Raw genomic sequence first — 23,752 nt, forward strand, 5'->3', positions numbered from 1 at the left:
CGGGGGAGTCACACCCGCATCGGGGTCCAGGTGTCTTTCATCGGCGGGTGGCCGGGCGGGTAAAAAGCCGGGTCGCGACCTGTATGTTTGGCGCATTCGCACCGGCCCTTCGCCGCATAGATCCTGCTCACCGCCGAATGTTTCGCCGGGACCGATTGGTTGAATTTCATCGGGTCACCGGGTCGCCGTCGGAACCCTGACCTGCCCGTTTGCGGGTCGAAATCCATGTACCCCTTGTTAAAGGAGCCATCTCTGTGGTCGTTGTTACACCTGTGGTGTTCGCGGCACAGCCCGGTGAGGTTTTCAATGTCGGTGTTTCCACCTTTGATCCACGCGAGGATGTGGTGGGCCTCGCATTCCGACATAGCCGCGGTGCAGCCGAGCCAGGAGCAGACCCCTTGCACCGCGAACATGGCGATGCGCTGGGCCACCGATGCCAGCCGGCTGGTGCGCCCCATCCACAGTGGCACGGAGCTGACCCCGTCGACCTGCAGCAGGAAGTCGGTTGTGCCGTCCATGCCGAGGCGTACGAGGTCGAAGCAGTCTACTTCGATGCCGGTGTTGGTGTCGAAGAGCATGGCGGCGTCGCCGTCCGCGAGGTCGTCCAACGTCAGGGCAAGCACCACGGAGGCGGCGCCGTCGTTCGACTTCTGGCACTGCTCCTCGTACTGCTCAAAGATGGCGAAGAACTGATCGAATCGGCGTTGCTCCGGTGTGCGCGAATCCGCCTCGCCCTGCAGTTCCTCCGGCAGGTTCGAGTTCGGTGCCAGCCCCTTGTCCATCTGAGCCTTCATTAGCGCCGCGTGGCCGGCGGTGGCGTTGATGTGGATGTCCACCATGCCGTCTGCCTTGCGACGGCCAAAGGTGGCACTCCTCTTTTCAAACCCGGCGTTCGGGTTGGAGTGGGGCGCGTGCTTCCGGTTCGCCGCGTTCACCGCCTTGCGCACGAACAGGCGCAGGTCCTCGGGGCTGCGGTGCAGTGCCTCCTCCATGGCCTCAGAATGAATGCGGGTTCGCTCGCAGGCCGCGGCCTTGAGCAGCTTGTCCAGCTCGCGGCGGATAATGTCCTGCTTTTCCGCGCTGACCTTCGACGAGTTCTCGCGCGCTTTCTTCTGACGGGCGCGTTCCTCCTCGGCGGCAGCCTCCGCGGCGGCCTGGGCTTCGGCCTCGGTATCCTCCCCGGTCATGTCGAACAGGTCCTCCACGTCCTCGGGCGGGGGAGGGGTGGGCTCCGGTGGCGCGCCGTACAGTAGCCGGCCGCGCTCGAGGCGGTTGTAGGCCTCGCCTTTGGACAGGTCCAGGCACTGCTGCAGGTAGGCGTTCGGGTAGTTGGCTCCGACGACACGTCCGGCATCGTCCCGGTCGGCGATGAAGGCGAAGGCTGCGTCGATAGATGCCTTCTTTTTAAACTGTTCCTCCAAGCGCTCCATGTCGTGCCGGACGTCCTCAAATGCGAGAGCGGAGGGGTCCTCGAACAGCGTGCTAAGCGTGCGCAGTGCTGAAGCAATCTCGTCGACGCACCGGGTGATCTCGCTGGTCATGGCTCCTCCTTCCTGCCGGGAGTGCGGTTGTTTGAAAGTGATGAACTCAATCTAACAACGCTGCCGACACGGCCATTCGAAAATAGAACAACCGTTCGAAAGGGGGATTAATTTAGCACTTCAATGCCCACTTCGGCGTTGTCGTTGAGCATGAGCTGGCTGCCGAAGGGCAGGCTCATGTCGGATGAGTACGAGAAGTGGCTAGGTGGAACCCGCAGCCGCACCCGCTTTCCTACGTATTCGTCCCAGCCGTTGGTGTGATCTGAGGTTCCGAAATCCCAGTGCTGCACAGACCCGAGGCGGGCGAAGGGACTTTCCTGCGCCACCTGGCTTCCGGCCTTAGTCGCCGTGATGTTGGCAGGGGAGTCGAAGACCAGCACGTAGTACACGTTGTCCGGGTCTTCGTTGGCCGGAGCAGGGCGGCCCTTCCGGGCCTGTTCGGTCGACCACGCCTCCACGTTGCCGGTGACGAGCAGGTCACCGTTCGAGTCGACGACTACCGGCGCGTCTTCCGCAGGGCTATCGGCAGGTGCATCTTCTTCGGCTGGTGCTTCGGGCGCGGCCTCAGATGCCTCGACTGGTGCCGAATCCTCGCCAGACTCCACAACCGCGCCCGAATCCGGATCCACCCACTGCGTGGACGTGACCACCACGGTCTCGGGCTCGCCACCCCCAGCGCAACCCGAAACCACACCGACAGAACCGACTACAACAAGCGCGAGCGCGCGACGAAAACGCATGCGCCCACTCTAACCGGCGCGCACAGGAAACTCGCGGCTATTTCCCGAGCTCTTTGCGGCGCTCGGCGGCGAGTTTCAGCCGCTCGGCGCGATCAGCACGCTCCTTCTCCAGCAGTTCCTCGAGGACCTTGTCTTCCTCGTCGGAGATGTCGAAGATGGCGTACCAAGCGACCGCGAGTATGCCCATCACCGGCCACACCACCCAGGCGTAGTCCAGGTCGAGCCCGATCTGGAGCACGAAGTACACCGCCAGGCCGCCGATCAACGTGGTGTAGATCGCAGTGTCCAGCTTCCGCTTCGCGGCGAGTTTTTCCTCCAGTTCAACCTGAGACGGCTCGCGTTTTTCTAATGTGGCGGGCTCGGCCGGGAGGTCGTCGAAAAGCACCGTAAGCTCCCCGCGCGTGCGCGCAACCGCCGCCTGACCTGTGCGTTCCTCGAACTCGCCGACATCGAGGTAGCCGTCCGCGAACAGCGTGCCCAGCCGGTCCAGCGCGTCCGAACGCTCGGCGTCGCCCACGCGGATTTCGTCCATCATCGCTCCCAACTTGCGCTTGCCCCTGCGGCAAGCTGTTCAATCGCAGTCATGACAGATGGTATCGAGTACACGATCGGCGAGGCCGCCGAGGCTCTCGGGGTTTCCACCAAGGCGTTGCGCCACTGGGAGGCGCTCGGCCTCATCGCACCCGCGCGCACGTGGTTCGACCACCGCGTTTACAGCGAGGCGGACCTCGAGCGCGGCGCGGCCATTGCCCTCTACCGCGGAGTCGGCGTGCCGCTTGCGCAGATCGCGCAGCTTCTCGACGCCTCCGGAGCCGCCCTCACCCGCGCCCTCAAGCACCACCAAGAAGCACTCGCTTCTCGACGGCGCACGCTCGACGCCCAACTCACATCTGTCCAGCACCTCATTGACAACGCAACGAAAGGATCCATCGACATGGACGCAATGAAGAAATACCTCGGCGAAGATATGCCTGCCTACCAGAAGGAGGCTGAGCAGCGCTGGGGTGATACCCCGGAGTGGGCGCAGTCCCAGGAAAAGCTCGCTCAAATGGGCGAAGGTGACTTCAAACGCCTCCAGGAAGAACAGGACACGCTCGCCACGGACTTGGTCAACGCCCGCGACGCCGGTGTCGAGCCCGGCTCGCAGGAAGCCGAAGCCCTGGTGGAGCGCCACCGCGCAAGCATCGCCCAGTGGTACGAGGCGACCCCGGCTCGCCAACTCATCCTCGCGCGCATGTACGTGGATGACCCCCGCTTCCACGAAGCCTACAACGGCGCGCAGGACTACCTGCTGGAGCTGGTCACCGCCCACGCGGCGGCCGAAGGCGTGGACGTGGACAACCCGCAGTGGGGCTAACCACGCCCCACTTGTCCTCCCTACACGGGGCAGACCACGGGCACGCCGGCGTCGTCTAGGACGCGGGCGCGGAAGCCGTACACGTCTTCGAGCAGGTCGGGAGTGAGCACCGCATGGGGTGTGTCTTGGCCGACGAGGCGGCCGGCCTTGAGCACGAGCAGCTCGTCGCAGTAGCGGGCGGCGAGGTTCAGGTCGTGGATGGCCACCAGCGCCACCCGGTCGGTCCCGCGGACCTCGTCGCAGATGAGCTGGAGCAGTTCGACTTGGTGGCGTAGGTCGAGGGCGGACGTGGGTTCGTCGAGAAGCATGACGCTCGGCTCGCGCACCAGCATCTGCGCGACAGCGACGAGCTGGCGCTGACCACCCGACATGTCCGAGACCAGCCGGTCGGACAGATGCGTGATACCCAAACGGTGCATGACGTCGGCGGTGCGCTCCAGCGGGTCCCACCCGTCGACGCCGCGGCGGCGGGCGGAGACCATGACCGATTCGAACGCGGTCAGCGTGGCGCTGCTCAACAGGTCCTGCGGCACGTAGCCGATCGCCTCCACGCGGTCCCTGCCGGTGAGCTCCGTGCCGTCCTTACTGATGGTCACCGACCCCGCCGTCGGCTTTTTAATCCCGGCGATGGCTTTGACCAGCGTCGACTTGCCGGCGGCATTGGGGCCGATCAGGCCGACGACCGTCCCGCCCTCGAGCGGGTCGAACGACAACGAGTGCACGATGGTGGACCGTCCGTAGGAAACGGAGAGGTTCTGCGCGCTAACGGTCATGGTCTACGCCCCCTTCCGGCGGGCACGGGTGAAGATGAGGAACACGAAAAACGGCACGCCGACCAGCGAGGTGATGATGCCGATCGGGATGGCCAGGCCGGGGATGATAGACAGCGACACGGCATAGGCCAAGCTCAGCAGCATCGCGCCCGCGGCGGCCGCGGCGGGGAGGAAAAACTTTTGGTCCTCGCCCACGAGCATTCGCGCCACGTGGGGCCCGACGAGCCCGATGAACCCGATGATGCCGGTGAACGCCACAGACGCGGCCGCCAAAAACGATGCGACGAGCAGGGTGGCAAGGCGCAGGCGTTTGACGTCGATGCCGAGGGCTGCGGCGCGGTCGTCGCCAAGCCGCAGCGCGGTCAGGCGCCACGCGTTGGCCACGCAGAACGGGATCGCCGCAGCGAGGACAACAGCGAGGATGATGTTCGCTGTCCAGTTTGCGCGCTGCATCGACCCCATAGTCCAGAAGACGATCTGCTGTAGCGCCTCAACGTTAGCGCCGTACTGCAGCAGCGACAGCAAAGCCTGAAAGAAGAAGGACAGCGCGATGCCGAGCAGGATCATCGACTCGGCCGTGGCGCCGCGCCACACGGAAGCGCCCGCAACAATCGCCACGGCGATCAGCGCCGCCAGCGCAGCCGTGGCGGCGAGGTTGAACTGCGGGTTGGCCACCAGCGACCAGCCCATCACGATGGACAGCGCGGCGCCGAACGCCGCTGCGGCCGAGATACCGAGGGTGAACGGCTCCGCCAGCGGGTTGTCCAAAATTGTCTGCATCTGGCCGCCCGCCAGCCCCAGCGCGGCACCGCACAGTACCGCCATCACCGCGGCTGGCAGGCGCAGCGTGCGAATCACCACCAGGGTCTGCTCGTCCACCCGCTCCGGGTGGAACACCGCGTTAAATACGTCGGCCACGGCGATGTCGATTGGGCCGACCACAACGGCGAACAGGAAGCTCACCACTACCGCGACCAGCAGGCCGGCAATGGCGAAGGACTTCTTCCGCCCGCGTTTGAGGTAGCTGTCAATCGCGGTCCGGCGGGCGTCCTCGGCCACGGCGGGTTTCGCGGGCACGTGCGTGGTCATGCCCTACATCGCCTCCGGGTGTGTGGGGTCGACGAAGAACACGCCGCTGTACTCGAACGGCAGCCACTCCTTGTGGAAGTCCTTGAAGTCCTGCGCCGGGTCCAGGTCCGCGAACTCCTCCGGGTGCAGCCACTTCGCAAACGCCTCGAGGGCGAACACGTTGAAGGGGTTGTCGTAGAACTGGTGGTAGATGGCGAAGTAGTTGCCTTCCTTTGGTGCGTCGAGAAGCTCCATGCCCGGCTGCTGCAGCGGGCCCTCGCACGTTTCGAGCACAAGGTCGGGGTTGGACTGGTAGCCCAGCTCGACGTGGCGGAAAGTGCCCGGCTTGTTCGGGTCGCGCGCCCACTCGCCGCCGGTGACGATGAGCTTGTCGGGATTGAGCTCGACCAGCTTCTCCGGGGTGAGTGTCTTCGTCTCCGGGCCGAGCACCTCGGGGCCCAAGTTGTGCCCGCCGGCGGCGGTGATCAGCGTGCCCAGGTGCACATCCCCGGCGACGGCGCAGCAGTCGCTGAACCCCGCGGCCGTCCACAGCAGCACATCCGGCTTGTCAGCGATCTTCGCCGCCCGGTCAGTGATCTCCTTGACCTTGGCCTGGTAGAACTCGTTGTACTTTTGCGCACGCTCGCTCTGTCCGAGCAGGTCGCCCAGCAGCTGGATGGACACCGTGGTGTTTTCCAGCGGTTTCTGACGGAAATCGATGAACGCGTAGGTGATGCCGGCCGCGTCCAAATCGGAGATGAAGCCGCTTTCTTCCACGGACTTCTTCTGATCCAGCGTCATGATCACCACGTCCGGCTTCTGCGCCAGCAAGTTCTCCACGGTGACGTCGCCCTTCTGGATCATGCCGATCTCCGGCATGTCCTTGGCCTCCGGCTGCATCTCGAAGAGCTTCTCGCGGAACGCCCCGGCCGCCTTTTCCAAGTCCTGGCCATAGGCGACAACATTGTCCAGCGGATTGTCCTGCAGCAGGGCAGTGGCGTACGCCGCGCGGCCCTCCGCCAGCACGATGCGCTCCGGCAGTTCGTCGAACTGGAGCGTGCGGCCGGCGGCGTCGGTGACGGTCACTGCGCCCTCAGCGGATCGGGTCTGAGTTGAGGCAGCGGCGCCGCTCGCCCCTGTGCTGACTTCGGTGTCGGCTTCGTTGCCGGCAGTGGGGGCCGTCTCGGCGCCCGTGCAGGCGACCAGTCCGCAGACGGTGGCGAGTGAGACGGCGAGGGTGCCGATCCGGTGTGAACGTTTCATCACGTTTCCCTTCGTTAGGTGACGTTAGCCTAAGCTAAGTTGTAGGAACCATGGCGACACTAAGGTAAGCCTAAGCTGAGTGTCAACTGTTGCGGGGGGAGGCGGGGGCGCGGATTTAAGCGCTCTTGCCCTTCTTTGCGGATTCTTTCCCAGACTTCTTCCCGGACCCAGACTTCCCGCCACTGGAAGACCGCTTGTCCAACGACGCCTTCAGCGCGGCCATCAGGTCCACCACATTGTCATCGTCGTCACCCGAGCCATCCGAGTCACCCGAGCCCTCCGCGCCATCAGCGCCGAACGTGGCCTCGGTGTCCAGGGTCTCGCCCTCCTCGAACTTCGCGTCGATGAGTTTGCGCAGCTCCGCCTGGTAGTCGTCCTCGAACTCCTCGGGCGTGAAGTCGGAGGCGTAGGACTCCACCAGCTGCTTGGACAGCTTCAGCTCCTTTTCACCGATTTTCGCCCGGGATTTCGTGCCTTTGAACTCGTCGTCGAAGTCGAGCTCGCGCACTTCGTCGGCCCACATCAGCCCCTGCAGCACGATCACCTTGTTCACCACCCGAAGCACGCCCAACCTGGTCTTTTGTCGCAGGGCGAAGCGCACCACGGCGATCAGATCCGAATCCAGCAAGGTTTGCCGCAGTAACAAATATGACTTCGGTGTCTTGCCCTCGGGCGCCAGGTAGTAGGACTTCTCAAGCATCAACGGGTCGATCTGGTCCGCGGGCACGAACTGCACGACTTCGATCTCGTCGTTGTCGGCTTCGGGCAGGGAGTCGAAGTCTTCGTCGGTGATCACGACGGTGTCGCCGTCTTCTTCAAATGCTTTGTCGATGTGCTTGTACTCCACCTTTTCGCCGCAGACCTCGCAGCGCCGCTCGTAGCGGATGCGCCCGCCGTCTTTGTCGTGGACTTGGTGGAATGACAAATCGTGGTCCTCGGTCGCCCCGTACGCCTTGACGGGGACGTTGACAAGGCCGAATGTGACGGAACCGGTCCAAACTGCGCGCATGCGCCTCACTCTACGCACGCCTCTACAGTGGGGCCATGGGCAATGACCAAAAGGTGCGCGTCGGCGGCCGCGAGCTCACCGTGAGCAACTTGGACAAGGTGCTCTACCCGGCCACCGGCACCACCAAGGCCGATGTCATGCGCTACTACCAGGCAGTCGCCGAGGTGCTCATCCCTCAAGCCAACAGGCGGCCGGTGACCAGGAAGAGGTGGCCCGAAGGCGTCGATAAGCAAAGCTTCTTCCGCAAAGACCTCGAGGATTCGGCGCCCGAGTGGGTGCCAACCCGCACCATCCAACACACCACAAGTGTCAACGCCTATCCGCTTCTCGACGGCTCCGCCACCCTCGCGTGGCTTTCCCAAGTCGCGGCACTAGAGCTGCACACCCCGCAGTGGCGCTTCGGCGCGGACGGCAAACCCGAAAACCCCGACCGGCTGGTGCTGGACCTAGACCCGGGCCCCGGCGTCGAATTACACGACACCGCAAAAATCGCGCTGGAGTGCCGCGAGATCCTCGAAGACATGGGGCTGACCTGTGTGCCGGTGACCTCCGGGTCCAAAGGCATCCACCTCTACGCCAGCCTGGACGGCCAAAGCGACGCCGATGCGGTGACCAAGGTGGCCAAGACCCTTGCGCAGCACCTGCAGCGCGCGCACCCGGACCGCGTCACTGCCGCCATGGCGAAGGCCGAGCGCAAAGGAAAAGTGTTCATTGACTGGAGCCAGAACAACGGAAAGAAGACCACCATCAGCCCGTACTCGCTGCGCGGGCGCGAGCGTCCCACGGTGGCGGCGCCGCGCACCTGGGAGGAGATCGCGGACCCGGTGCTGTGGCAGCTGGAGTTTGAGGAGGTCATCGCGCGCGTCGAAGACGGGCTCGACCCCATTGCGGCCCTCGGCGCGCCGGGGGAGGACCGGCTGGCCACGTACCGCTCCATGCGCGACAAAGCAAAAACCGGCGAACCGGTGCCCGACGCCGCCCCAGCCCCGCGCGACGGCGAGCCGATCTTCGTCATCGGCGAGCACGACGCCTCCCACCTGCACTGGGACTTCCGCCTGGAGCACGACGGGGTGCTCGTCTCCTGGGCCGTGCCGAAGGGCCCGCCGCTTAAAACCGATATCAACCGCCTCGCCGTGCAGACCGAGGACCACCCGATCGAATACGCCGAGTTCGAAGGTGAAATCCCGAAAGGCCAGTACGGCGCGGGCACGGTGAAAATCTGGGACATCGGCACCTGCGAGATAGAAAAGTGGCGCGAAGACGAGATCATCGCCATCCTCCACGGCCGCGACGGCGGCGGCTTGGGCGGCATCCCGCGCCGCTTCGCACTCATCCGCACCGACGAGAAGAATTGGCTGCTCAAGCTCACCCGCGGCCAACCCAGCGCCGCCGCCGAAACAACGCCGCTGGCACCGATGCTGCCCACCGTGGCCACCCGCGGCGACATCACCCTCGAACAACACGACGGCACCGAGTTCGCCTACGAGATGAAGTGGGACGGCTACCGCATCCTCGCGGACGTCGGCGACACGGTCCGCCTGCGCAGCCGCAGCGGCAAGGACTACACGTACCTGTTCCCGCACACGGACGAGCTTGCGCATTTGCTTGTCGACGGCGGCTGCCTCGACGGCGAACTCATCGCCCTCGACGCCAACGGAAAGCCGGACTTCTCCGCCCTGCACCGCGCCGACCAGCACGGCGCAGAGGCGCAGCTTCGCTACATGGTCTTCGACCTGCTGCGCCTGGGTAGTCGGGACCTGACCGGCACACCCTGGCACGCCCGCCGCGAGCTGCTCGAGCGTCTCGACGAAACCGAGCACGTGGTCATCCCACCCGCAACCACCGGCTCCTTCGACACCGCATGGCGCGCCGCCGAGGAACTCGGGCTGGAGGGCGTGGTGGCCAAGCGCACCGACGCCGAATACGCGCCGGGAGAGCGCTCCCGCGCGTGGCTAAAAGTCAAGCGCGCCCTGCACCAGGAAGTGGTGGTCGTGGGCGTGCGCACCGGCAAGCGCGGCATCGCATCGCTGCTGGTCGCGGTGCCCGACGAGGACGGTGAGCTGCGCTACGCGGGGCGTGTGGGCACCGGTTTTTCCAACTCCCAGCTCGCCGACATCGGCCGCAAGCTGCGCCGCGTCGAGCGCAAGACCCCGCCCATTGACATCCCCGCTTCCGACGCGAGCGACGCCTGGTGGGTGACCCCGAAGTTCGTCGCCGAGGTGCAGCTCGCCGGCGCCACCGTAGACAAAAAAGTGCGCCAGGCATCATGGAGAGGTTGGCGCGAGGACAAGGACCCCAGCCAGGTCCGCTGGGAAGTATAAGGAGCAATCGGTGTCGCCCGAGAACATACTGCTGCGCCTGCCCGAGACCGAAGAGCAGGCCGTGCGTGCGATCTACGCCGAGCTCGCCGAGCGCGGCTTCCCGCAGCAGCACCAGCGTCCGCACATCTCCGTCACCTTCGCGCCCGCCATGCACCGCCGCGCCATCGCCGCGGCGAGCGACCTTCTGCCGCCCGTGTTGCCTGCAGCTTTACGACGTTCCGGGCTCGCCATCTTCGGCACCAAGTCCAAACAGACCGTGGCCTGGCTGCTCGAGGCGCCGGAAGAGCTCGAGCGCGCAGCCCGCACCGTCAGCGCCGCGAACCCGGAGGGCCGCGGCGAGCGCTGGATCCCGCACCTGACCATGGGGCTGCGCCTGCCCAAACGCATCGTGCCGGACTATATCGCCGCGCTACAGGAGGTCACCTCGCCGCACTTCAAGGAGCTCACCGCGCAGCGGGCCGCGTTCTACCAGCCCAGTTTGGGCGCTGAGTTCGAGTTCTAGAGGGTTAGTCGTGCAGGGGCGAAGCACCATCGAGAGGCAATTGGTCTCCAGCGAGCGGCGCATCGGACGCGGCAACGACGACGTTGCCGTAGCCGCGGCCCGTAAACGTCGCGGCGGTGTTGGCAAAGACCTCTTGCAGCCCGGCGACAGTGGCACGGGCGCGGGGCAGGCCGGCCACATCGCCGACGTTGACCACGAATAACCCGCCCGGTGATAGCGCGCGGTACGCCGCCCGGTAGAACTCCACCGTGGTCAGCGGTCGGGGAGTGTCGGGACCGGCGAAGACGTCGCGCACGATCACGTCCACCGATCCAGGTGCGAGCGCGTGGGTGAACGCACGCGCTTCTGCGACAGCGATCTCTACCGGCGGGTCGAACGCGTCTCGCACCAGACGGGCCAACCCACGGTCCAGCTCGACGGCGATGTTGCGGCTGTCCCACCGGTGCTGCACGTAGCTCGGTAGCGCGCAGCCGGCCGCGCCCAGGTGCACCGCGGTAAACGGACGCGGCAGGTCAGCGGCCTCGATGAAGTCCGCGATCCACCGCATGTAGTCGTACTCCAGCACCTCTGGCGCGCCGGGCACGACGTACGACGAAGGCACCCGGTTGACCTCCAACACGTGCGCGCCGTCACGGTCCGGGTCCGCGAGGATGCTGGCCGTGCCGGTGTCGATGGGGTAGGTGCCCTCGATGCGCTTCTTCCGAGCTCGGGGCTTGCGGGTGCGCTCTGCCATGGGACCATACATACCTGTTGTGTGGCTGGTATCGCATGTGATTTTGATGATTGCGGGGCGTTTCGTTGATACGCTTGCTCCATGATTTACCTGTCGCAGGACTATGTCGCGGGGTTGGAGAAGACGCAGACCTCGCGGATCGAGGTCGACTTCGCCTCGCTGCCTCGCGACCCCAACGTGTTGTTCGCCGAGTGGTTCGAGTACGCCGTGGACGCAGGGCTTCGCGACGTCTCCGCCGTCTCCCTCGCCACCGTGGACGAGCGCGGGCTTCCCGAGGTGCGCATCGTCGATCTACTCCACCTGAATTCCGACGGGTTCCACTTCGGCACTGGGAAGCGAACCGCCACCGTGAAGCAGCTGGAGGTGTCCGGGGGCGCGGCGCTGAACTTCTGGTGGCAGCCGCTGCGCCGCTCCGTGCGCGTGAAGGGCACCGCGCATAGGAAGTTCGACGGCGAGAGGCTCAACATGTGGTGTATCGAGCCGGAGCACTTCGAGTTCTTCCAGCTCTGGGGCAACCGGGAGCACGCCGACAAGTTGATCTACCGCCGCGATGAGTTGGGGGATTGGGAACGCATCCCGCTGCCCGGCGGCGTGTAGTTAGTCGTTCCAGGATTTCGTCCGCGCGAAGAAGCAGGCGGCGACAGCGCCGGCCGCGATGACGGCGCATGGCAGCCAGATTGAGTTGCCCATCGCCAGCGCGAACGGCTCATGCAGCGCCTCTGGGAGCGGGCCTGTGGCTTGACCGGTGGCGGCGAAATCACCCGCGCCCGCCCCATTGCCAAGCTTTGCGGCGAGCTGCGACGACATCATGGCCGCGATCGCCGCCGAGCCGATCACCGCGCCGATCTGGCGGGTGGTGTTGTACACGCTCGAGCCGGCGCCGGCCAGGCGCGGGTCCAGGTTGCGGGTGGCGATCATGGAAAGCGGGCCCCATATCAACGAGTTGGCCACGCCGTAGACCACGGCGACCGCGTACATCCAGCGGGGATCCACCGCCGGGGTGGTGATCAGCGCGGAGATACCCATGGACACCGCCGCCAGGGACAGGCCGGTGATCGCGAAGGGCTTCGGGTCGTGCGTGTTGGTGAGTTTGCCAATCCAGGGCGACAGCAGTCCGGAGACCACACCCGACGGCAGCACCAGCAGCGCCGCCTGGGTGGGGGTGAAGCCCTGCACCGTCTGCACGTAGATCATCCACGGAATGATGTAGGTGGAAACAGCGAATCCGACAGTGGAGATGGTGGCACCGGCCAGGGAGAAGTTACGGTCGTTGAACAGTGCCAACGGCACCAGCGCGCTGCCGCCCTGCCGCGACTGCCAGCGGAAAAACAGCGCCATCGTCGCCGCGCCTGCGAGCACCAGCGCCCACACGCGCCAGTCCCAGTTGAAGTTCTCCGCCTCCTGGATGCCGAAGACAAGGCAGAACATGCTCACCGTGCTCAATGCAACACCTACCCAGTCGAAGTGCCGGTTCGTCTTCTCCAGCCGCGGGACGTAGATCCACGCCAACACCAGGCCGAGCAGACCGATAGGCACGTTGACGAAGAAGATCCAGGGCCAACCGGAGGCGTCGACAAGCACACCGCCCAACAGCGGGCCCGTCACAGTGGCGAGGCCCGCAGTGGCGCCCCACACGCCCATCGCGCCGCCGCGCTCTTTCGGAGAGAACGTGCGTATCATCATCGACATGGTTTGCGGCGTGACCATCGCACCACCAAGGCCCTGGAACGCGCGGGCGGCGATCAGCGCAGCCGAGGTGGACGCCAGCCCGCACGCCAGCGACGACGCCGTGAACAGCGCCAGTCCGGCCAAGTAGATGGTTCGGGGGCCGAAACGGTCGCCGAGGCGGCCAGTGATCAACAGCGGCACCGCGTACGCCAAAAGGTACGCGGAGTTGACCCAGATGACCTCATTATAGGAGGCGTCGAGGCCCTCCGAAATTGCGGGGATCGCCACCGAAACAATGGTGGAATCCACCAGGATCATGAAAAACCCGAGCATCATCGACCACAGGGCCGGCCACGGTGAACGAGTTGAGGTTTGACGCACCGGGGAGATGATACCGGGCCTAAAACGGCAGCATCTGCTGGATCGGCTCCGGCAGCATGTCCCTGTACATCGGCAGCGTCACCGCACCGATGGCACCGACGGCCGCCAGCACGCCCAGAATGATGCCGACGGTGCGCAGGGTGCCCAGCGCGTCGCTGTCCTCCGAGGACAAGAACAGCTCGGGCTTGTCGTTGACCAGGTTGTCCTCAGCCTCCATGTCGGTGGTTGACTCCGACCCCTGCTTGACCACCGTGACCTCGGGCTCCTCGCGCACCTCGTCCGCATCGATGCCGTACACCTTGTCCAGCCCCTTCACGTTGAATTGGGTGGCGGTGTAGCGGCTGTTGTCGGTGGTGTTCCACTGAGAGACGACAATGTCCATGTCGTCCAGGTGCGAGCCCGGCACGATGTAGCCGCCGTAGGGCTGCGACCAGTTCAGCGGGGTCTGCTCGTTGTCCCAGGACCCGTTCCGTGCGATCTTGGCCACCCGGACATCGTCCCAGTCGCGTTCCAACGTCTCGGAGATGCGCACCTCGACGCTCAGCGTGGACTCGTTGAACATGACCAGAACCCAGTGGCCGTCGATGTAGCGCAGGCACATCTCGCCGGCCTTCACGTTGTCCTCCAGGATCGGTTCGGCGCGATCGGTCCAATCGTCGATTGAGGCGCTGTAGCCCTCCCAGTTGCCCGGGTTGTCAATGTTTTCCGGCTTGAAGCGGAACAGATACACCGCCGAATCGCGGCCGAACTTGGTGGTGGTGGCGTAGATGTAGCCGTCCGGGCCCTTGTCCCAGCTAATCAGCTGCGTCACGCCACCCATGTGGTTGCCGCGGACGGAGCTGATTTCTTTCCAGGTTTTTCCGCCGTCGTCGGACTTCCACACGTTGGAGGAGACCACGGTGCCGAAGGGGGCATGGAAGGTGCCGTGCAGGTACAGCGTTCCGTCGATGTTGATCACGTCGGACGGAATCAGGGTGTTCTCGTTGACGCGGTGGTACGAGATCATGTCGCTGACCTCGGAGGTGTTGTCGATGGGGCGCAGGATCTTGATAAAGCCGTCCTCGTCCATGGTGGCCACCACACCGACCGGGCTCATCCAGCCTTGGCCGAAATTCCCGCGGAAGGAGTCGCCGAAGATCATGGCGAACTCGCCGTTGCCCATCGGCGCCATGGCACCCAAGTCGCCGGTGCGGAACCCGGTGTGGGCGGAGTATTTACCCAGCACGTCGTCCATGATTTGGATGGTGGTGCCGTTGGGCAGCTTCAGCGGCTTCGACGCGGTCTTCGTCGGCGGCTCCACGGGCACCCACGGCTTCTTCTCGCGTTTCTTCTTCGCGGGGGTGCCGGTGGAAGAAGACAGGCTGGACAGGCTCGAATCCGCATGCGCCGGGGGCGCGGTAACGGCCGTCAGTGCGAGGGCGCTAGCCACACCGGCGCTGAGAAGGATCTTCGGGGTTGTCTGGGTGCGCATGAGGCTCGCCTTTTCTACAGATGTTGGTTAGACATTTCAGAACCAGAGAGCACTCTAGCACCGGATACGCCCTCGAGTTGGCGTTTGAAAAAGCCCGGAAACGAACCTTTCCGTTTCCGGGCCTTTAGACCGCGCCGTCATTTACACAGCGTCGGTTTCCTGCGGGTCGTTATCCGCGTCCGCCTTGGTTTCGTGGCGGGTGCCGGGGGCGTGCTCCGGCGGGGCGTAGATGGAGTACAGCTTCGCCGGCGCGTCGGATTCGTTGACAAAGTTGTGCCACTTGCCGGCCGGCACGAATGCGGCCCAGTCGGCCTGGATCACTTCGTCGATTTCGAGATCGTCCTCGGACGGGCCGATCTGTGCGCGCAGTTCGCCTTCCTCGAGGCGGAGGAACTGGTCATGGTCGTCGTGGATCTCGGCGCCGATTTCGCCGCCGACCGGGATGGTCATCACGGTCAGCTGCAGGTTCTTGCCGGTCCACAGCGTGTCGCGGAACGCCTCGTTGTCCAGCGTCGCCTTCTCAATGTCCACCACAAACGGGTTCGGGCCCTTGTCGGCCATCATGCCTCCTCGGTTGTTGGAAGTATTCCACCCACGAGCCTAGGGGCTTTCGCTTATCGACGGTGGCGTCCGCCCCGCCGACGTTTCCTATTTTTCCTCCTGAGCTGGACTTTTTCCACCTCGGTGAGGTAGCCGTCCCGGGTGTTTTGCGCCGCCACTGCGGTCGGTTCCGGTCGTTTCGGTGCCTCGGTTTCGCCAGGCTCGTCCACGCGGCCGAACATCTCCGTCGGCGCGGCAATGTCCTCGGGGCGCGCCCCGCCGCCGAGGGAGACGTAGCGGGCGGTGTGCTTCGGCTTGACCGCATCGGCCGGGTCGGTAGCGAAGTCGCGCTCCACGGTGACGGCCCAGCCGCCTCCGGGAAATTCGATGAGCTGCCACGGTTCCGGACGGCGCTGCGGCGCGGCACTTAAGGCGGGGATGTTCTCCGTGCCCTCGTCCGGGGCGGCGGCGTCGAGGGCCGCCATGCCGCCCAGGACAACCGCGCGCGCCCACAGCCCGCCGTTGGGGAAGCCCGCCAGCCACTCCAGCACGGCCTCACCGTCGGGCCCGGCAATAGCGCCGAGGACGCGGCCGTCGAGGGTGGCCAGCGCGGTGCCGTCGATAGGCAAAAGCCCCACGAACCACTGGCCGGGGGAGCGGGCCGCAAGCTCATCGGCTGAGAACTCGCCGACGGAAGTGTCGATGACCAGCATGTCTCCCGGCAGCAGCACCGCGGCTTCCTCAGGCGCGTTGTTGCGGGGCACCACGAGCTGCGGCTCCGGCAGTACCACGTGCACGTCGAAACGCCCTGTGTCCTTGTTCAGGCTGACCGCGGCCACCGTCGCAGGCTGCAGAAACGACGAGTGCACGCGCTCCACCTCGTCGAAGTGGGCGCGCCACTCGGGCGCGACCTCGCCGAGCACGGGACCAGGCAGCTCGCCGCCGCTGCGACGGCGCACCCGCCACGAGCGGTTCAGCGGGTTCGCCTCCAACACAACGTCGACGTACGTGGTGCCCTTGTGGCCCGCGAAATCGGAGAAGAGGGCGGCCTGCGAGACGTGGTCCACCGGGACTTCCACGCCGGCACCCCACGTGGACGGGGCGAGAGAGTACTGCTTGGCTGCCATGGAGGAAATTGTAGGCAGGCGCTAGTGCAGTTTCTTCACCAGCTGCACCACGCCCAGCACAATGAAACCGACGACAAGGCCCGCCACCAGGGAAACGCCGGTCTCCACCAGCCAGCCCAGCGCGCCGCCGCCGACGGCCTCCTGGCCCATGGCGATGACGTCGTGCTGCCAGTGCCAGCCGAAGACCTCGTCGAAGCCACGGATGAGCAGGTGGCCGCCCACCCACAGCATTGCCACGGTGCCGATGATGCCGATGGCGTTGAGCACGTACGGCATGCCCTTGACCAGCGCACGGCCGGTCTTCGGGGCGTTGCCGCGCTTGATCATGCCGTGGCCGATGTCGTCGATCTTGACCAAAAGCGCCACGGCACCGTAGACGGCGATGGTGATGAAGATCGCCACCGCGATCAGCACGGCGGCTTCCATCCACACCGACTGGTCCTTGACCTCATCGAGGGAGATGAACATGATCTCCGTGGACAAGATCAGGTCCGTGCGGATAGCGCTGTTGACCAGCGCGTCTTCGTCCTGGTCGGACTTGTTGGCCGCTTTCTCGGCTTCCTCGTCGTCGTTGGAGGACAGCTTGTGCGCGATCTTTTCCGCACCCTCGAACGCGAGGTAGGTGCCACCGAGCATGAGAATCGGGGTCAGCGCCCACGGCGCGAACGCGTTGAGCAGCAGCGCGACCGGCAAAATGAAGACCAGCTTGTTGCGCAGCGACCCCTTGGTGATGCGCCAGATCATCGGCAGCTCGCGCGCCGGTGTGACCCCTTCGACGTACTGCGGGGCGACCGCAGCATCGTCGATGACCACGCCGGCGGCCTTGGAAGATGTCTTTGCGGTCATGCCCGCGACGTCATCGATGCTCGCGGCGGCTTGGCGCGCGATCAAGGCGACGTCGTCGAGCAGGGCGAGTAGGCCACCGGCCATGTGGGGGTTCTCCTTGGGGAGTCGGGGGCATAGACCAGACCAGCATACGGAGCGATTGCCCGATGAGGTAGCATCATCGGGCGAAACTGCTCTACACACGGGTGCTGTCGCAGAACGATGCGGTGGCTGAGATACCGAAACGATTCGGTGAACCGTTGCACCTGATCCGGGTAATGCCGGCGATAGGAAGGAAGATTCGCACATGACTGCGCCTGCAAACTCTGCCGCGCCGAAGAACTACTCCTGGCGCGTGGTGGACATTGTCACCGCCGCCGTCCTCGGCGTGGCCTGCGGCCTGCTGTTCTGGGTATGGAACAGCATCGGCTATGCCGGCTTCAAGGCCCTGGACACCCTGACCCCGGGCCTGGGTGGTTTGGCCGTGGGCATCTGGCTCATCGGCGGCGTGCTCGGCGGCTTGATCATCCGCAAGCCGGGCGCCGCACTGTTCGTCGAAGTTGTCGCCGCCTCCGTCTCTGCGGTGCTGGGCAGCCAGTGGGGCCCGGAGACGCTGTACTCCGGCCTCGCGCAGGGCCTGGGTGCGGAGCTGGTCTTCCTCATCTTCGCCTACCGCCGCTTCAACCTGTCCGTGGCGGCGCTGGCCGGCATCGGCGCAGGTATCGGCGCGTTCATCCTGGAGCTGTTCACCGAGCCCAACCTGGCCATGAGCCTGCAGTTCAACCTGATTTACCTGACCTGCCTGATCATCTCCGGCGCGGTCCTCGCTGGTGTGGTGGCCTACTACCTGGTCAAGGCGCTGGCGCAGACCGGCGCGCTGGACCGCTTCGGCGCCGGCCGCGAGCGCTTCGACACAGCCGCGTAAATGTCGCTGGCCATCTCGGCGAGGGGGCTTTCCTACCAGCACGCCACGCGCCCGCAGCCCGCGTTTACCAACGTCGATCTCGACGTCGCGCGCGGGGAGCGTGTGCTCATTACCGGCGATTCGGGCTCGGGAAAGTCCACACTGCTTGCGGTGATAGCCAAGCTTATCGACGACTCCGAGGACGGCAGCCGCGCCGGCACATTACACGTGGACGGGACTGTCGGCATGGTGCTGCAGGACCCGGAGGCGCAGACGATCCTGTCGCGGGTGGGCGACGACGTCGCCTTTGGCGCCGAGAACCTCGGCGTACCCCGCGAGGAAATCTGGCCGCGTGTGGAGCGCGCCCTCGACGCCGTGGGCCTCGACATCCCCCTGGACCATCGCACCGCGCACTTATCCGGCGGGCAGAAGCAGCGCCTGGCTTTGGCGGGCGTGATCGCGATGGGGGCGGACATCCTCATCCTGGACGAGCCCACCGCCAACCTGGACCCGCGCGGGCGCGACGAGGTCATCGCTGCGGTGGACCGTGTCTGCCAGCGCACCGGCGCCACATTGATCGTGGTGGAGCACCGGCCGAAGCACTGGGCGCACGTGGTTCAGACCTACTACCGCCTAGACCAGACGGGTCTTTCCCGCATCGGCGCGGACGAGCTGCCGGACGCCCCGGTCCTGCCGCCGGCGAAGAAGGTGCCACGGGGAGTACCTGCGGCCGTCGCAACGCATGAGGTGCTCACGCGTTTCGGCCCGCCGCGCACCATGCACGCGCCGGAGGGGTATTCCACCGTGATTACCGGCGAGAACGGCTCCGGCAAGACCACGCTGGTGCAGGTGTTGGCGGGCCTGACCCCGCCGGAAAAGGGCGAGGTCGAGTACTCGGAGACTATCCGGCAGGGACTGACCTCCCCGTCTATCAAGTGGTCTTCGAAGGATCTGGCCAGTCGCATCGGGTATGTGTTTCAAGAGCCGGAGCACCAGTTCGTCACCGCCACCGTGCGCGAGGAGATGGCGCTGTCCGGCGCGCCCCAGGAGCGTATCGACGACCTACTGCACCGCCTGCGCCTCGAGCATCTGGTGAACGCGAACCCGTTCACCCTCTCCGGCGGCGAGAAGCGGCGCCTGTCGGTGGCCACCGCGCTGGTCAACGCCCCGCAGCTGCTCATCCTGGACGAGCCCACGTTCGGCCAGGACGACCGCACATTTGTCGAACTCGTCGGCCTGATCCGCGAGCTGACGGAGCAGGGCGTGACCGTCATGTCCATCACCCACGACGAGGCGTTCATCGCCTCGCTGGGCGACCACGTCGTAGAGATCGTCGCCGGAGGCGACCGATGAACCTGCTGCGCGACATCAACCCCGTCACCCGCATCCTCGGCCTGGTGCTTCTGACCACGCCGCTGATGTTCACCATCGACTGGGTCTCCGCCACCTTCGTGCTCGCGTTCACGCTGCTCATGGTGCCCGTGTGCGGGCTGGGCTACGGCCGCTTCTTCAAACGTGCGCTGCCGATCCTGCTCATCGCGCCGCTGGCGGGCATCCCCATGGCGCTCTACGGCCAGGCGGGCGGGGACACCTACCTCGAGTGGGGACTTGTGCACGTCACCGAGCTGTCGGTCTCGCTGGCGTGGGCGGTGATCTTGCGCGTGCTCGCGATCGCGCTGCCGGTGGTGCTGCTGTCCGCGGACGTGGACCCCACCGACCTCGGCGACGGGCTCGCGCAGGTGCTGCACCTGCCCGAACGCTTCGTCATCGGCACCGTCGCAGCGCTTCGCATGCTCACCTTGCTTCGCGACGACCTCGACGCCATGCGCCGCTCCCGCCGCGCCCGCGGAATCGCTGACCAGGGGAAAATCAAGTACTGGTTCTCGCTGTCGTTCGGCCTGCTGGTGATGTCGCTGCGCCGCGCCGGCAAGCTCGCCACCGCCATGGAAGCGCGCGGCTTCGGCGGGCCGAACAAGCGCTCCTGGGCGCGCGAATCCAAGCTGCACTCCCGCGACTGGGTAGTCATGGCCGTCTGCCTCGCCGTCGCGCTCGCCGCGCTCGCGCTCGCGTGGGCGACCGGCTACCTGCGCCCGGTGTGGGCGGTGCGATGACGTACACCCTGCTTATCGACGGTCCCTCGGGCTCCGGCAAAACCACCCTCGCCAACCAAATCGGAGCCGCCCTCGGCATCCGGGTGGTGCACTTGGACGATTTCTACCCCGGCTGGGGCGGGCTCGCCGAGGGCGCCCGGATGGTCGCCGACGACGTCCTCGACCCGGCGACGCCCGGGTACTGGCGCTGGGACTGGGAGCAGAATACACGTGCGGAATGGGTGCCGTTGGTGCCCGGCGCGGATCTCGTGGTGGAGGGGGTGGGGGCGGTGACGGAGGCGTCGATAAGCAAGGCGAAAGCGCGCGGGGACGTAGACACGCTGCGAGTTGTCGCGGACACCGAGATGCGAAAAGCCCGGGCCCTGAAGCGGGACCCGGGCTACGCGCCCTGGTGGGACATGTGGGCCGAGCAGGAAAGGCTCCTGCCCGCAATCCCCGTGGACGTGGAGGTTAGGAGGGTGTGACCTCATCCGGCTTGTACACCGTGCGCTCGCGTGCACGCTCCGCGTCGGGATCGGGGATCGGAATCGCCGACAGCAACGCCTTGGTGTAAGGGTGCTGCGGGTTGTCGAAGACGTCGTCGGTGTCGCCGAACTCCACAAAGTCGCCCTTGTACATCACCGCCACGCGGTCCGATAGGTGACGCACCACCGATAGGTCGTGGGCGACAAACAGGTAGGACAGGCCCAGCTTGCGTTTGAGCGAATCCAGCAGGTTGATCACGCCGGCTTGGATGGACACGTCGAGGGCGGAGACCGGCTCGTCCAACACGATCACCGACGGGTTGGTCGCCAACGCGCGGGCCAGGCCGATGCGCTGGCGCTGACCGCCGGAGAAGTGGCCGGGGAAGCGGTCGATCTGCTGCGCGTCCAGGCCCACCGTGCGCATCAGTTCGGAGATGCGGGCGTCCTTGTCGCCCTCGTAGCCAAGGGCGTCCAGCGGCTCCTGGATGATCTCTTTCACCGTCATGCGCGGGTTGAGCGAGCTCATCGGGTCCTGGAAGACCATCTGGATGTTTTTGCGTGCCTCGCGGCGCTGCGCGGAGTTCATCTTCACCGCGTCCTGGCCGCAGATGACAATGCGGGATTCCGCCTCCGGCTCGAGGTTCATGATCTCCAGCAGCGTGGTGGTCTTGCCCGAGCCCGACTCGCCCACGATGGCCATGCACTCGCCGGCGCGCACGTCGAAGGAGATGTTCTTCACGGCCTCCACGGTGCCGATGCGGCGCTTGACCAACGCGCCTTTTGTCAGCGGGAAGGCGCGGTAGAGGTTCTCTACCTCGAGCGTGATTTCGCGGTCCTCGCGAGGTATGCCCGCGTACTTGTTCTCCGGCAGTTTCGGAGCGGGGAAGAGCGGCTTGCCGTCGATTTTGCCCTCCACGATCTCATCGCGGCGGATGCAGGCGACCAGGTGCTCATCGTCGTCGCCCTTGTCCGGGACCAACGCAGGCTCCTTGGCCAGGCACTCGTCGACTGCGATGGGGCAGCGGGGGGCGAACTGGCAGCGGTCCGCGACGTCGATAAGCATTGGCGGGTTGCCGTCGATGTACGTCAGCGGCTCGGTGGACGGCTGGTCCACGCGCGGGGTGGAGCCCAACAGGCCCACGGAGTACGGCATTTTCGGGTTGCCAAACAGCTCGTGCACCTCGGCGCGCTCCACCGGGCGGCCGCCGTACATCACTAGCACGTCGTCCGCGGTGCCGGCGACGACACCCATGTCGTGGGTGATCATGATGCAGGCGGCGCCGGTTTCGCGCTGCGCCTTCTTGATCACCTCGAGGATCTGCGCCTGGATGGTCACGTCGAGCGCGGTGGTGGGCTCGTCGGCGATGAGCACCTTCGGGTTGTTCGCGATCGCAATCGCGATGACGACGCGCTGGCGCATGCCGCCGGAAAACTCGTGAGGGAAGGAGCGCAAGCGCTTCTTCGGCTCCGGGATGCCCACCAGATCCAGCAGCTCCGCGGCGCGGTCCATCGCCTTGGACTTGGGGATGCTGTTGTGCGCCTGGATGGCCTCCACCAGCTGGGTGCCGATGTCGTAGACCGGGGTCAGCGCGGACAGCGGGTCCTGGAAGATCATGCCGATGCCGTTGCCGCGGATCTTGGACATCGCGCTATCGGATTTGCCCAGCAGCTCGTCGCCGGCGAACTTCACGGAGCCGGTGACGTTGGCGTACTCGGGGAGTAGCCCCATCACCGCGAGTGAGGTAACGGACTTGCCGGAGCCGGACTCGCCCACGATGCCGAGGGTGCGGCCGGGGTAGAGGTCGAAGTCCACGCCGCGCACCGCCCGGACCACGCCCGCCTCCGAGGGGAAGGAGACGTGGAGGTCGCGCACGGACAGCACCGGGTCGCCAGTAGGCGCCGGGGCCGCGCCGCCGAAGCCTGCGCCGCCGGGGTTGTGGATGCTGGTTGTCATGCTGCGGAACCTCCGGAGTTCGAGTTCGGGTCAAGCGCGTCACGCAGGCCGTCTGCGATAAACGCCATGGACACGGTGAGCAGGGTCAGGATCAGCGCCGGGAAGTAGAACTGCCACGGGGCGGTGATCAGCGTCGACGTGCCCGTTTGCAGCAGCGTGCCCAGGGACACGTCGGGAAGCTTCACGCCCAGGCCGAGGAAGGACAGCGCGGTCTCCGACATGATGGTGGAGACGATGCCCAGCATCAGCTGGATGATCAGCAGCGAGGCGACGTTCGGGATGATGTGGCGCATGATCGTCTTCGGGCGGGAGACACCCATGAACTTCGCGGCGCGCACGTAGTCGTTTTCGCGGATGGACAGCGACAGCGACCAGATCACACGCGCCGAGTACATCCAGCCGAAAGCGATGAGAACGACGGTGAGCACCTTCCAGTCGCCGCCGGAGCCGGAGACCAGCAGGGCGATGATGAGGAAGGTCGGCACTGCCAGAAGGAAGTGGATGACGGCCAGGACAACCTTTTCCACGCTGCCGCCGTAGAGCGCCGCGCCCGCGCCGATGAGCGCGGAGATGATGGTGGTGGCGATCGACGCCGGCACCGCGATCGTCAGCGAGCGGCCCAGGCCGTGGACGACTTGGGCGAAGAGGTCGTTGCCGGAATCCGTCGTGCCGAACCAGTGCTCTGACGACGGCGGCACGGACAGGTTCAAAAAGTCCGGGTCCTGGTAGTTCCACGGGGTGAGGAACTTGCCGAAGACAGCGAGCAAGACCAGCAGGAAGAAAATGATTAGGCCGAGGACCGCAGCCTTGTTGCGCATGAAGCGGCGGAAGTAGATTTTCGACTTCCGCGTCGCGCGCATCGTCCGCTGGTCGTCGATGCTGTTGCCCTGCTTCGGGATGGGTGGGGGAGTGTCGCGCTCCTCGCTTCGCACACCATCAGCCTGGCGGCCGGTCTCGGAGATGGCGGTGAGGTCGTTCAGCGGCATGTTCGCGTGCATGC

At 65.7% G+C, this 23,752-nt stretch carries 23 protein-coding genes and 1 riboswitch; of the genes, 8 read left to right on the forward strand and 15 right to left on the reverse strand.

The window, feature by feature from the left end; all coding sequences use genetic code 11:
• Positions 1-8 precede the first annotated feature (8 nt).
• The 3 genes from MHX64_RS01090 to MHX64_RS01100 all read right to left on the reverse strand — a co-directional run bounded on the left by MHX64_RS01090 (position 9) and on the right by MHX64_RS01100 (position 2,816).
• Positions 9-1,541 (reverse strand): HNH endonuclease signature motif containing protein, encoded by a 1,533-nt coding sequence (locus MHX64_RS01090; RefSeq protein WP_239355556.1) that lies wholly within the window; start codon positions 1,539-1,541, stop codon positions 9-11.
• Positions 1,542-1,648: 107 nt separating this feature from the next.
• The gene (locus MHX64_RS01095) at positions 1,649-2,281 is read right to left on the reverse strand and encodes a hypothetical protein (RefSeq protein WP_239355555.1); all 633 of its coding nucleotides are present in this window, start codon (positions 2,279-2,281) and stop codon (positions 1,649-1,651) included.
• 37 nt (positions 2,282-2,318) lie between these two features.
• Positions 2,319-2,816, reverse strand: coding sequence for a DUF1707 domain-containing protein (locus MHX64_RS01100; protein WP_239355554.1), 498 nt, complete (start codon positions 2,814-2,816; stop codon positions 2,319-2,321).
• Positions 2,817-2,864: 48 nt separating this feature from the next.
• On the opposite strand from MHX64_RS01100, the gene MHX64_RS01105 reads away from it, so the two are divergent.
• Positions 2,865-3,638, forward strand: a complete 774-nt coding sequence (locus MHX64_RS01105) for a MerR family transcriptional regulator (RefSeq protein WP_239355553.1) — start codon at positions 2,865-2,867, stop codon at positions 3,636-3,638.
• 20 nt (positions 3,639-3,658) lie between these two features.
• Here MHX64_RS01105 and MHX64_RS01110 read toward each other — a convergent pair whose 3' ends face one another.
• The 4 genes from MHX64_RS01110 to MHX64_RS01125 all read right to left on the reverse strand — a co-directional run bounded on the left by MHX64_RS01110 (position 3,659) and on the right by MHX64_RS01125 (position 7,751).
• Positions 3,659-4,411: an ABC transporter ATP-binding protein gene (locus MHX64_RS01110; protein ID WP_194560329.1), complete on the reverse strand. Its 753-nt coding sequence runs from the start codon at positions 4,409-4,411 to the stop codon at positions 3,659-3,661.
• Positions 4,412-4,414: 3 nt separating this feature from the next.
• A complete protein-coding gene (locus tag MHX64_RS01115; RefSeq protein ID WP_239355552.1) occupies positions 4,415-5,500 on the reverse strand; it encodes an iron ABC transporter permease in 1,086 nt (361 codons plus the stop codon).
• Positions 5,501-5,503: 3 nt separating this feature from the next.
• Positions 5,504-6,742 carry an ABC transporter substrate-binding protein gene (locus tag MHX64_RS01120; RefSeq protein ID WP_239355551.1) on the reverse strand — a complete coding sequence of 413 codons (1,239 nt, stop codon included), beginning with the start codon at positions 6,740-6,742 and terminating at the stop codon, positions 5,504-5,506.
• Positions 6,743-6,857: 115 nt separating this feature from the next.
• Positions 6,858-7,751, reverse strand: coding sequence for a Ku protein (locus MHX64_RS01125; protein WP_239355550.1), 894 nt, complete (start codon positions 7,749-7,751; stop codon positions 6,858-6,860).
• 35 nt (positions 7,752-7,786) lie between these two features.
• Here MHX64_RS01125 and MHX64_RS01130 point away from each other — a divergent pair, with 35 nt between their 5' ends.
• Together MHX64_RS01130 and MHX64_RS01135 are read left to right on the forward strand one after the other, a co-directional pair.
• Positions 7,787-10,072, forward strand: a complete 2,286-nt coding sequence (locus MHX64_RS01130) for an ATP-dependent DNA ligase (RefSeq protein WP_239355549.1) — start codon at positions 7,787-7,789, stop codon at positions 10,070-10,072.
• 10 nt (positions 10,073-10,082) lie between these two features.
• A complete protein-coding gene (locus tag MHX64_RS01135) occupies positions 10,083-10,574 on the forward strand; it encodes a 2'-5' RNA ligase (protein WP_239355548.1) in 492 nt (163 codons plus the stop codon).
• A 4-nt stretch (positions 10,575-10,578) separates the two neighbouring features.
• Here MHX64_RS01135 and MHX64_RS01140 read toward each other — a convergent pair whose 3' ends face one another.
• The gene (locus MHX64_RS01140) at positions 10,579-11,307 is read right to left on the reverse strand and encodes a spermidine synthase (protein WP_239355547.1); all 729 of its coding nucleotides are present in this window, start codon (positions 11,305-11,307) and stop codon (positions 10,579-10,581) included.
• Positions 11,308-11,388: 81 nt separating this feature from the next.
• Between MHX64_RS01140 and MHX64_RS01145 the strand changes: the two genes are divergently transcribed.
• On the forward strand, positions 11,389-11,904 hold the full coding sequence (locus tag MHX64_RS01145; protein ID WP_239355546.1) for a pyridoxamine 5'-phosphate oxidase family protein: 516 nt from the start codon (positions 11,389-11,391) through the stop codon (positions 11,902-11,904).
• Here the strand turns inward: MHX64_RS01145 and MHX64_RS01150 are convergent, their stop codons facing one another.
• The 5 genes from MHX64_RS01150 to MHX64_RS01170 all read right to left on the reverse strand — a co-directional run bounded on the left by MHX64_RS01150 (position 11,905) and on the right by MHX64_RS01170 (position 17,424).
• A complete protein-coding gene (locus MHX64_RS01150) occupies positions 11,905-13,356 on the reverse strand; it encodes a DHA2 family efflux MFS transporter permease subunit (protein WP_370642042.1) in 1,452 nt (483 codons plus the stop codon). It lies immediately after the preceding gene.
• Between the two features lie 19 nt (positions 13,357-13,375).
• Complete coding sequence (locus MHX64_RS01155; RefSeq protein WP_239355545.1) at positions 13,376-14,827, reverse strand: DUF4185 domain-containing protein; 1,452 nt, start codon at positions 14,825-14,827, stop codon at positions 13,376-13,378.
• Positions 14,828-14,968: 141 nt separating this feature from the next.
• Entirely contained in the window at positions 14,969-15,388 is a 420-nt protein-coding gene (locus MHX64_RS01160) for a cupin domain-containing protein (RefSeq protein ID WP_239219127.1), read from the reverse strand.
• Between the two features lie 53 nt (positions 15,389-15,441).
• A complete protein-coding gene (locus MHX64_RS01165; RefSeq protein ID WP_239355544.1) occupies positions 15,442-16,494 on the reverse strand; it encodes a hypothetical protein in 1,053 nt (350 codons plus the stop codon).
• A gap of 21 nt (positions 16,495-16,515) precedes the next feature.
• Positions 16,516-17,424 carry a DUF808 domain-containing protein gene (locus MHX64_RS01170; RefSeq protein WP_239355543.1) on the reverse strand — a complete coding sequence of 303 codons (909 nt, stop codon included), beginning with the start codon at positions 17,422-17,424 and terminating at the stop codon, positions 16,516-16,518.
• Between the two features lie 86 nt (positions 17,425-17,510).
• Positions 17,511-17,630, forward strand: a riboswitch (TPP riboswitch).
• Between MHX64_RS01170 and MHX64_RS01175 the strand changes: the two genes are divergently transcribed.
• The 4 genes from MHX64_RS01175 to MHX64_RS01190 all read left to right on the forward strand — a co-directional run bounded on the left by MHX64_RS01175 (position 17,627) and on the right by MHX64_RS01190 (position 20,798).
• Entirely contained in the window at positions 17,627-18,244 is a 618-nt protein-coding gene (locus tag MHX64_RS01175; RefSeq protein ID WP_239355542.1) for an ECF transporter S component, read from the forward strand. (Overlaps the previous riboswitch by 4 nt.)
• Positions 18,245-19,576, forward strand: a complete 1,332-nt coding sequence (locus MHX64_RS01180) for an ABC transporter ATP-binding protein (protein ID WP_239355541.1) — start codon at positions 18,245-18,247, stop codon at positions 19,574-19,576. It begins immediately after the preceding gene.
• The gene (locus MHX64_RS01185) at positions 19,573-20,334 is read left to right on the forward strand and encodes an energy-coupling factor transporter transmembrane protein EcfT (protein ID WP_239355540.1); all 762 of its coding nucleotides are present in this window, start codon (positions 19,573-19,575) and stop codon (positions 20,332-20,334) included. Before MHX64_RS01180 ends, MHX64_RS01185 begins: the two co-directional genes overlap by 4 nt.
• Positions 20,331-20,798 carry a (d)CMP kinase gene (locus MHX64_RS01190; RefSeq protein ID WP_239355539.1) on the forward strand — a complete coding sequence of 156 codons (468 nt, stop codon included), beginning with the start codon at positions 20,331-20,333 and terminating at the stop codon, positions 20,796-20,798. The genes MHX64_RS01185 and MHX64_RS01190 overlap by 4 nt, the downstream gene beginning before the upstream one ends.
• Here MHX64_RS01190 and MHX64_RS01195 read toward each other — a convergent pair.
• Together MHX64_RS01195 and MHX64_RS01200 are read right to left on the reverse strand one after the other, a co-directional pair.
• Entirely contained in the window at positions 20,785-22,752 is a 1,968-nt protein-coding gene (locus tag MHX64_RS01195) for an ABC transporter ATP-binding protein (protein ID WP_239355538.1), read from the reverse strand. The genes MHX64_RS01190 and MHX64_RS01195 overlap by 14 nt on opposite strands.
• Positions 22,749-23,750 (reverse strand): ABC transporter permease, encoded by a 1,002-nt coding sequence (locus MHX64_RS01200; protein WP_370642051.1) that lies wholly within the window; start codon positions 23,748-23,750, stop codon positions 22,749-22,751. The genes MHX64_RS01195 and MHX64_RS01200 overlap by 4 nt, the downstream gene beginning before the upstream one ends.
• Between the last annotated feature and the right edge of the window lie 2 nt (positions 23,751-23,752).

Source organism: Corynebacterium sp. ACRPZ (assembly GCF_022346205.1).
Classification (GTDB): Bacteria; Actinomycetota; Actinomycetes; order Mycobacteriales; family Mycobacteriaceae; genus Corynebacterium; species Corynebacterium lehmanniae.

Bases quoted from the DNA above. Each gene is read 5' to 3' on its own strand.
- MHX64_RS01090 (WP_239355556.1), bottom strand. From the start codon at position 1,541: ATGACCAGCGAGATCACCCGGTGCGTCGACGAGATTGCTTCAGCACTG.
- MHX64_RS01095 (WP_239355555.1), bottom strand. From the start codon at position 2,281: ATGCGTTTTCGTCGCGCGCTCGCGCTTGTTGTAGTCGGTTCTGTCGGT.
- MHX64_RS01100 (WP_239355554.1), bottom strand. From the start codon at position 2,816: ATGATGGACGAAATCCGCGTGGGCGACGCCGAGCGTTCGGACGCGCTG.
- MHX64_RS01105 (WP_239355553.1), top strand. From the start codon at position 2,865: ATGACAGATGGTATCGAGTACACGATCGGCGAGGCCGCCGAGGCTCTC.
- MHX64_RS01110 (WP_194560329.1), bottom strand. From the start codon at position 4,411: ATGACCGTTAGCGCGCAGAACCTCTCCGTTTCCTACGGACGGTCCACC.
- MHX64_RS01115 (WP_239355552.1), bottom strand. From the start codon at position 5,500: ATGACCACGCACGTGCCCGCGAAACCCGCCGTGGCCGAGGACGCCCGC.
- MHX64_RS01120 (WP_239355551.1), bottom strand. From the start codon at position 6,742: ATGAAACGTTCACACCGGATCGGCACCCTCGCCGTCTCACTCGCCACC.
- MHX64_RS01125 (WP_239355550.1), bottom strand. From the start codon at position 7,751: ATGCGCGCAGTTTGGACCGGTTCCGTCACATTCGGCCTTGTCAACGTC.
- MHX64_RS01130 (WP_239355549.1), top strand. From the start codon at position 7,787: ATGGGCAATGACCAAAAGGTGCGCGTCGGCGGCCGCGAGCTCACCGTG.
- MHX64_RS01140 (WP_239355547.1), bottom strand. From the start codon at position 11,307: ATGGCAGAGCGCACCCGCAAGCCCCGAGCTCGGAAGAAGCGCATCGAG.
- MHX64_RS01145 (WP_239355546.1), top strand. From the start codon at position 11,389: ATGATTTACCTGTCGCAGGACTATGTCGCGGGGTTGGAGAAGACGCAG.
- MHX64_RS01155 (WP_239355545.1), bottom strand. From the start codon at position 14,827: ATGCGCACCCAGACAACCCCGAAGATCCTTCTCAGCGCCGGTGTGGCT.
- MHX64_RS01160 (WP_239219127.1), bottom strand. From the start codon at position 15,388: ATGGCCGACAAGGGCCCGAACCCGTTTGTGGTGGACATTGAGAAGGCG.
- MHX64_RS01165 (WP_239355544.1), bottom strand. From the start codon at position 16,494: ATGGCAGCCAAGCAGTACTCTCTCGCCCCGTCCACGTGGGGTGCCGGC.
- MHX64_RS01170 (WP_239355543.1), bottom strand. From the start codon at position 17,424: ATGGCCGGTGGCCTACTCGCCCTGCTCGACGACGTCGCCTTGATCGCG.
- MHX64_RS01175 (WP_239355542.1), top strand. From the start codon at position 17,627: ATGACTGCGCCTGCAAACTCTGCCGCGCCGAAGAACTACTCCTGGCGC.
- MHX64_RS01180 (WP_239355541.1), top strand. From the start codon at position 18,245: ATGTCGCTGGCCATCTCGGCGAGGGGGCTTTCCTACCAGCACGCCACG.
- MHX64_RS01185 (WP_239355540.1), top strand. From the start codon at position 19,573: ATGAACCTGCTGCGCGACATCAACCCCGTCACCCGCATCCTCGGCCTG.
- MHX64_RS01190 (WP_239355539.1), top strand. From the start codon at position 20,331: ATGACGTACACCCTGCTTATCGACGGTCCCTCGGGCTCCGGCAAAACC.
- MHX64_RS01195 (WP_239355538.1), bottom strand. From the start codon at position 22,752: ATGACAACCAGCATCCACAACCCCGGCGGCGCAGGCTTCGGCGGCGCG.
- MHX64_RS01200 (WP_370642051.1), bottom strand. From the start codon at position 23,750: ATGCACGCGAACATGCCGCTGAACGACCTCACCGCCATCTCCGAGACC.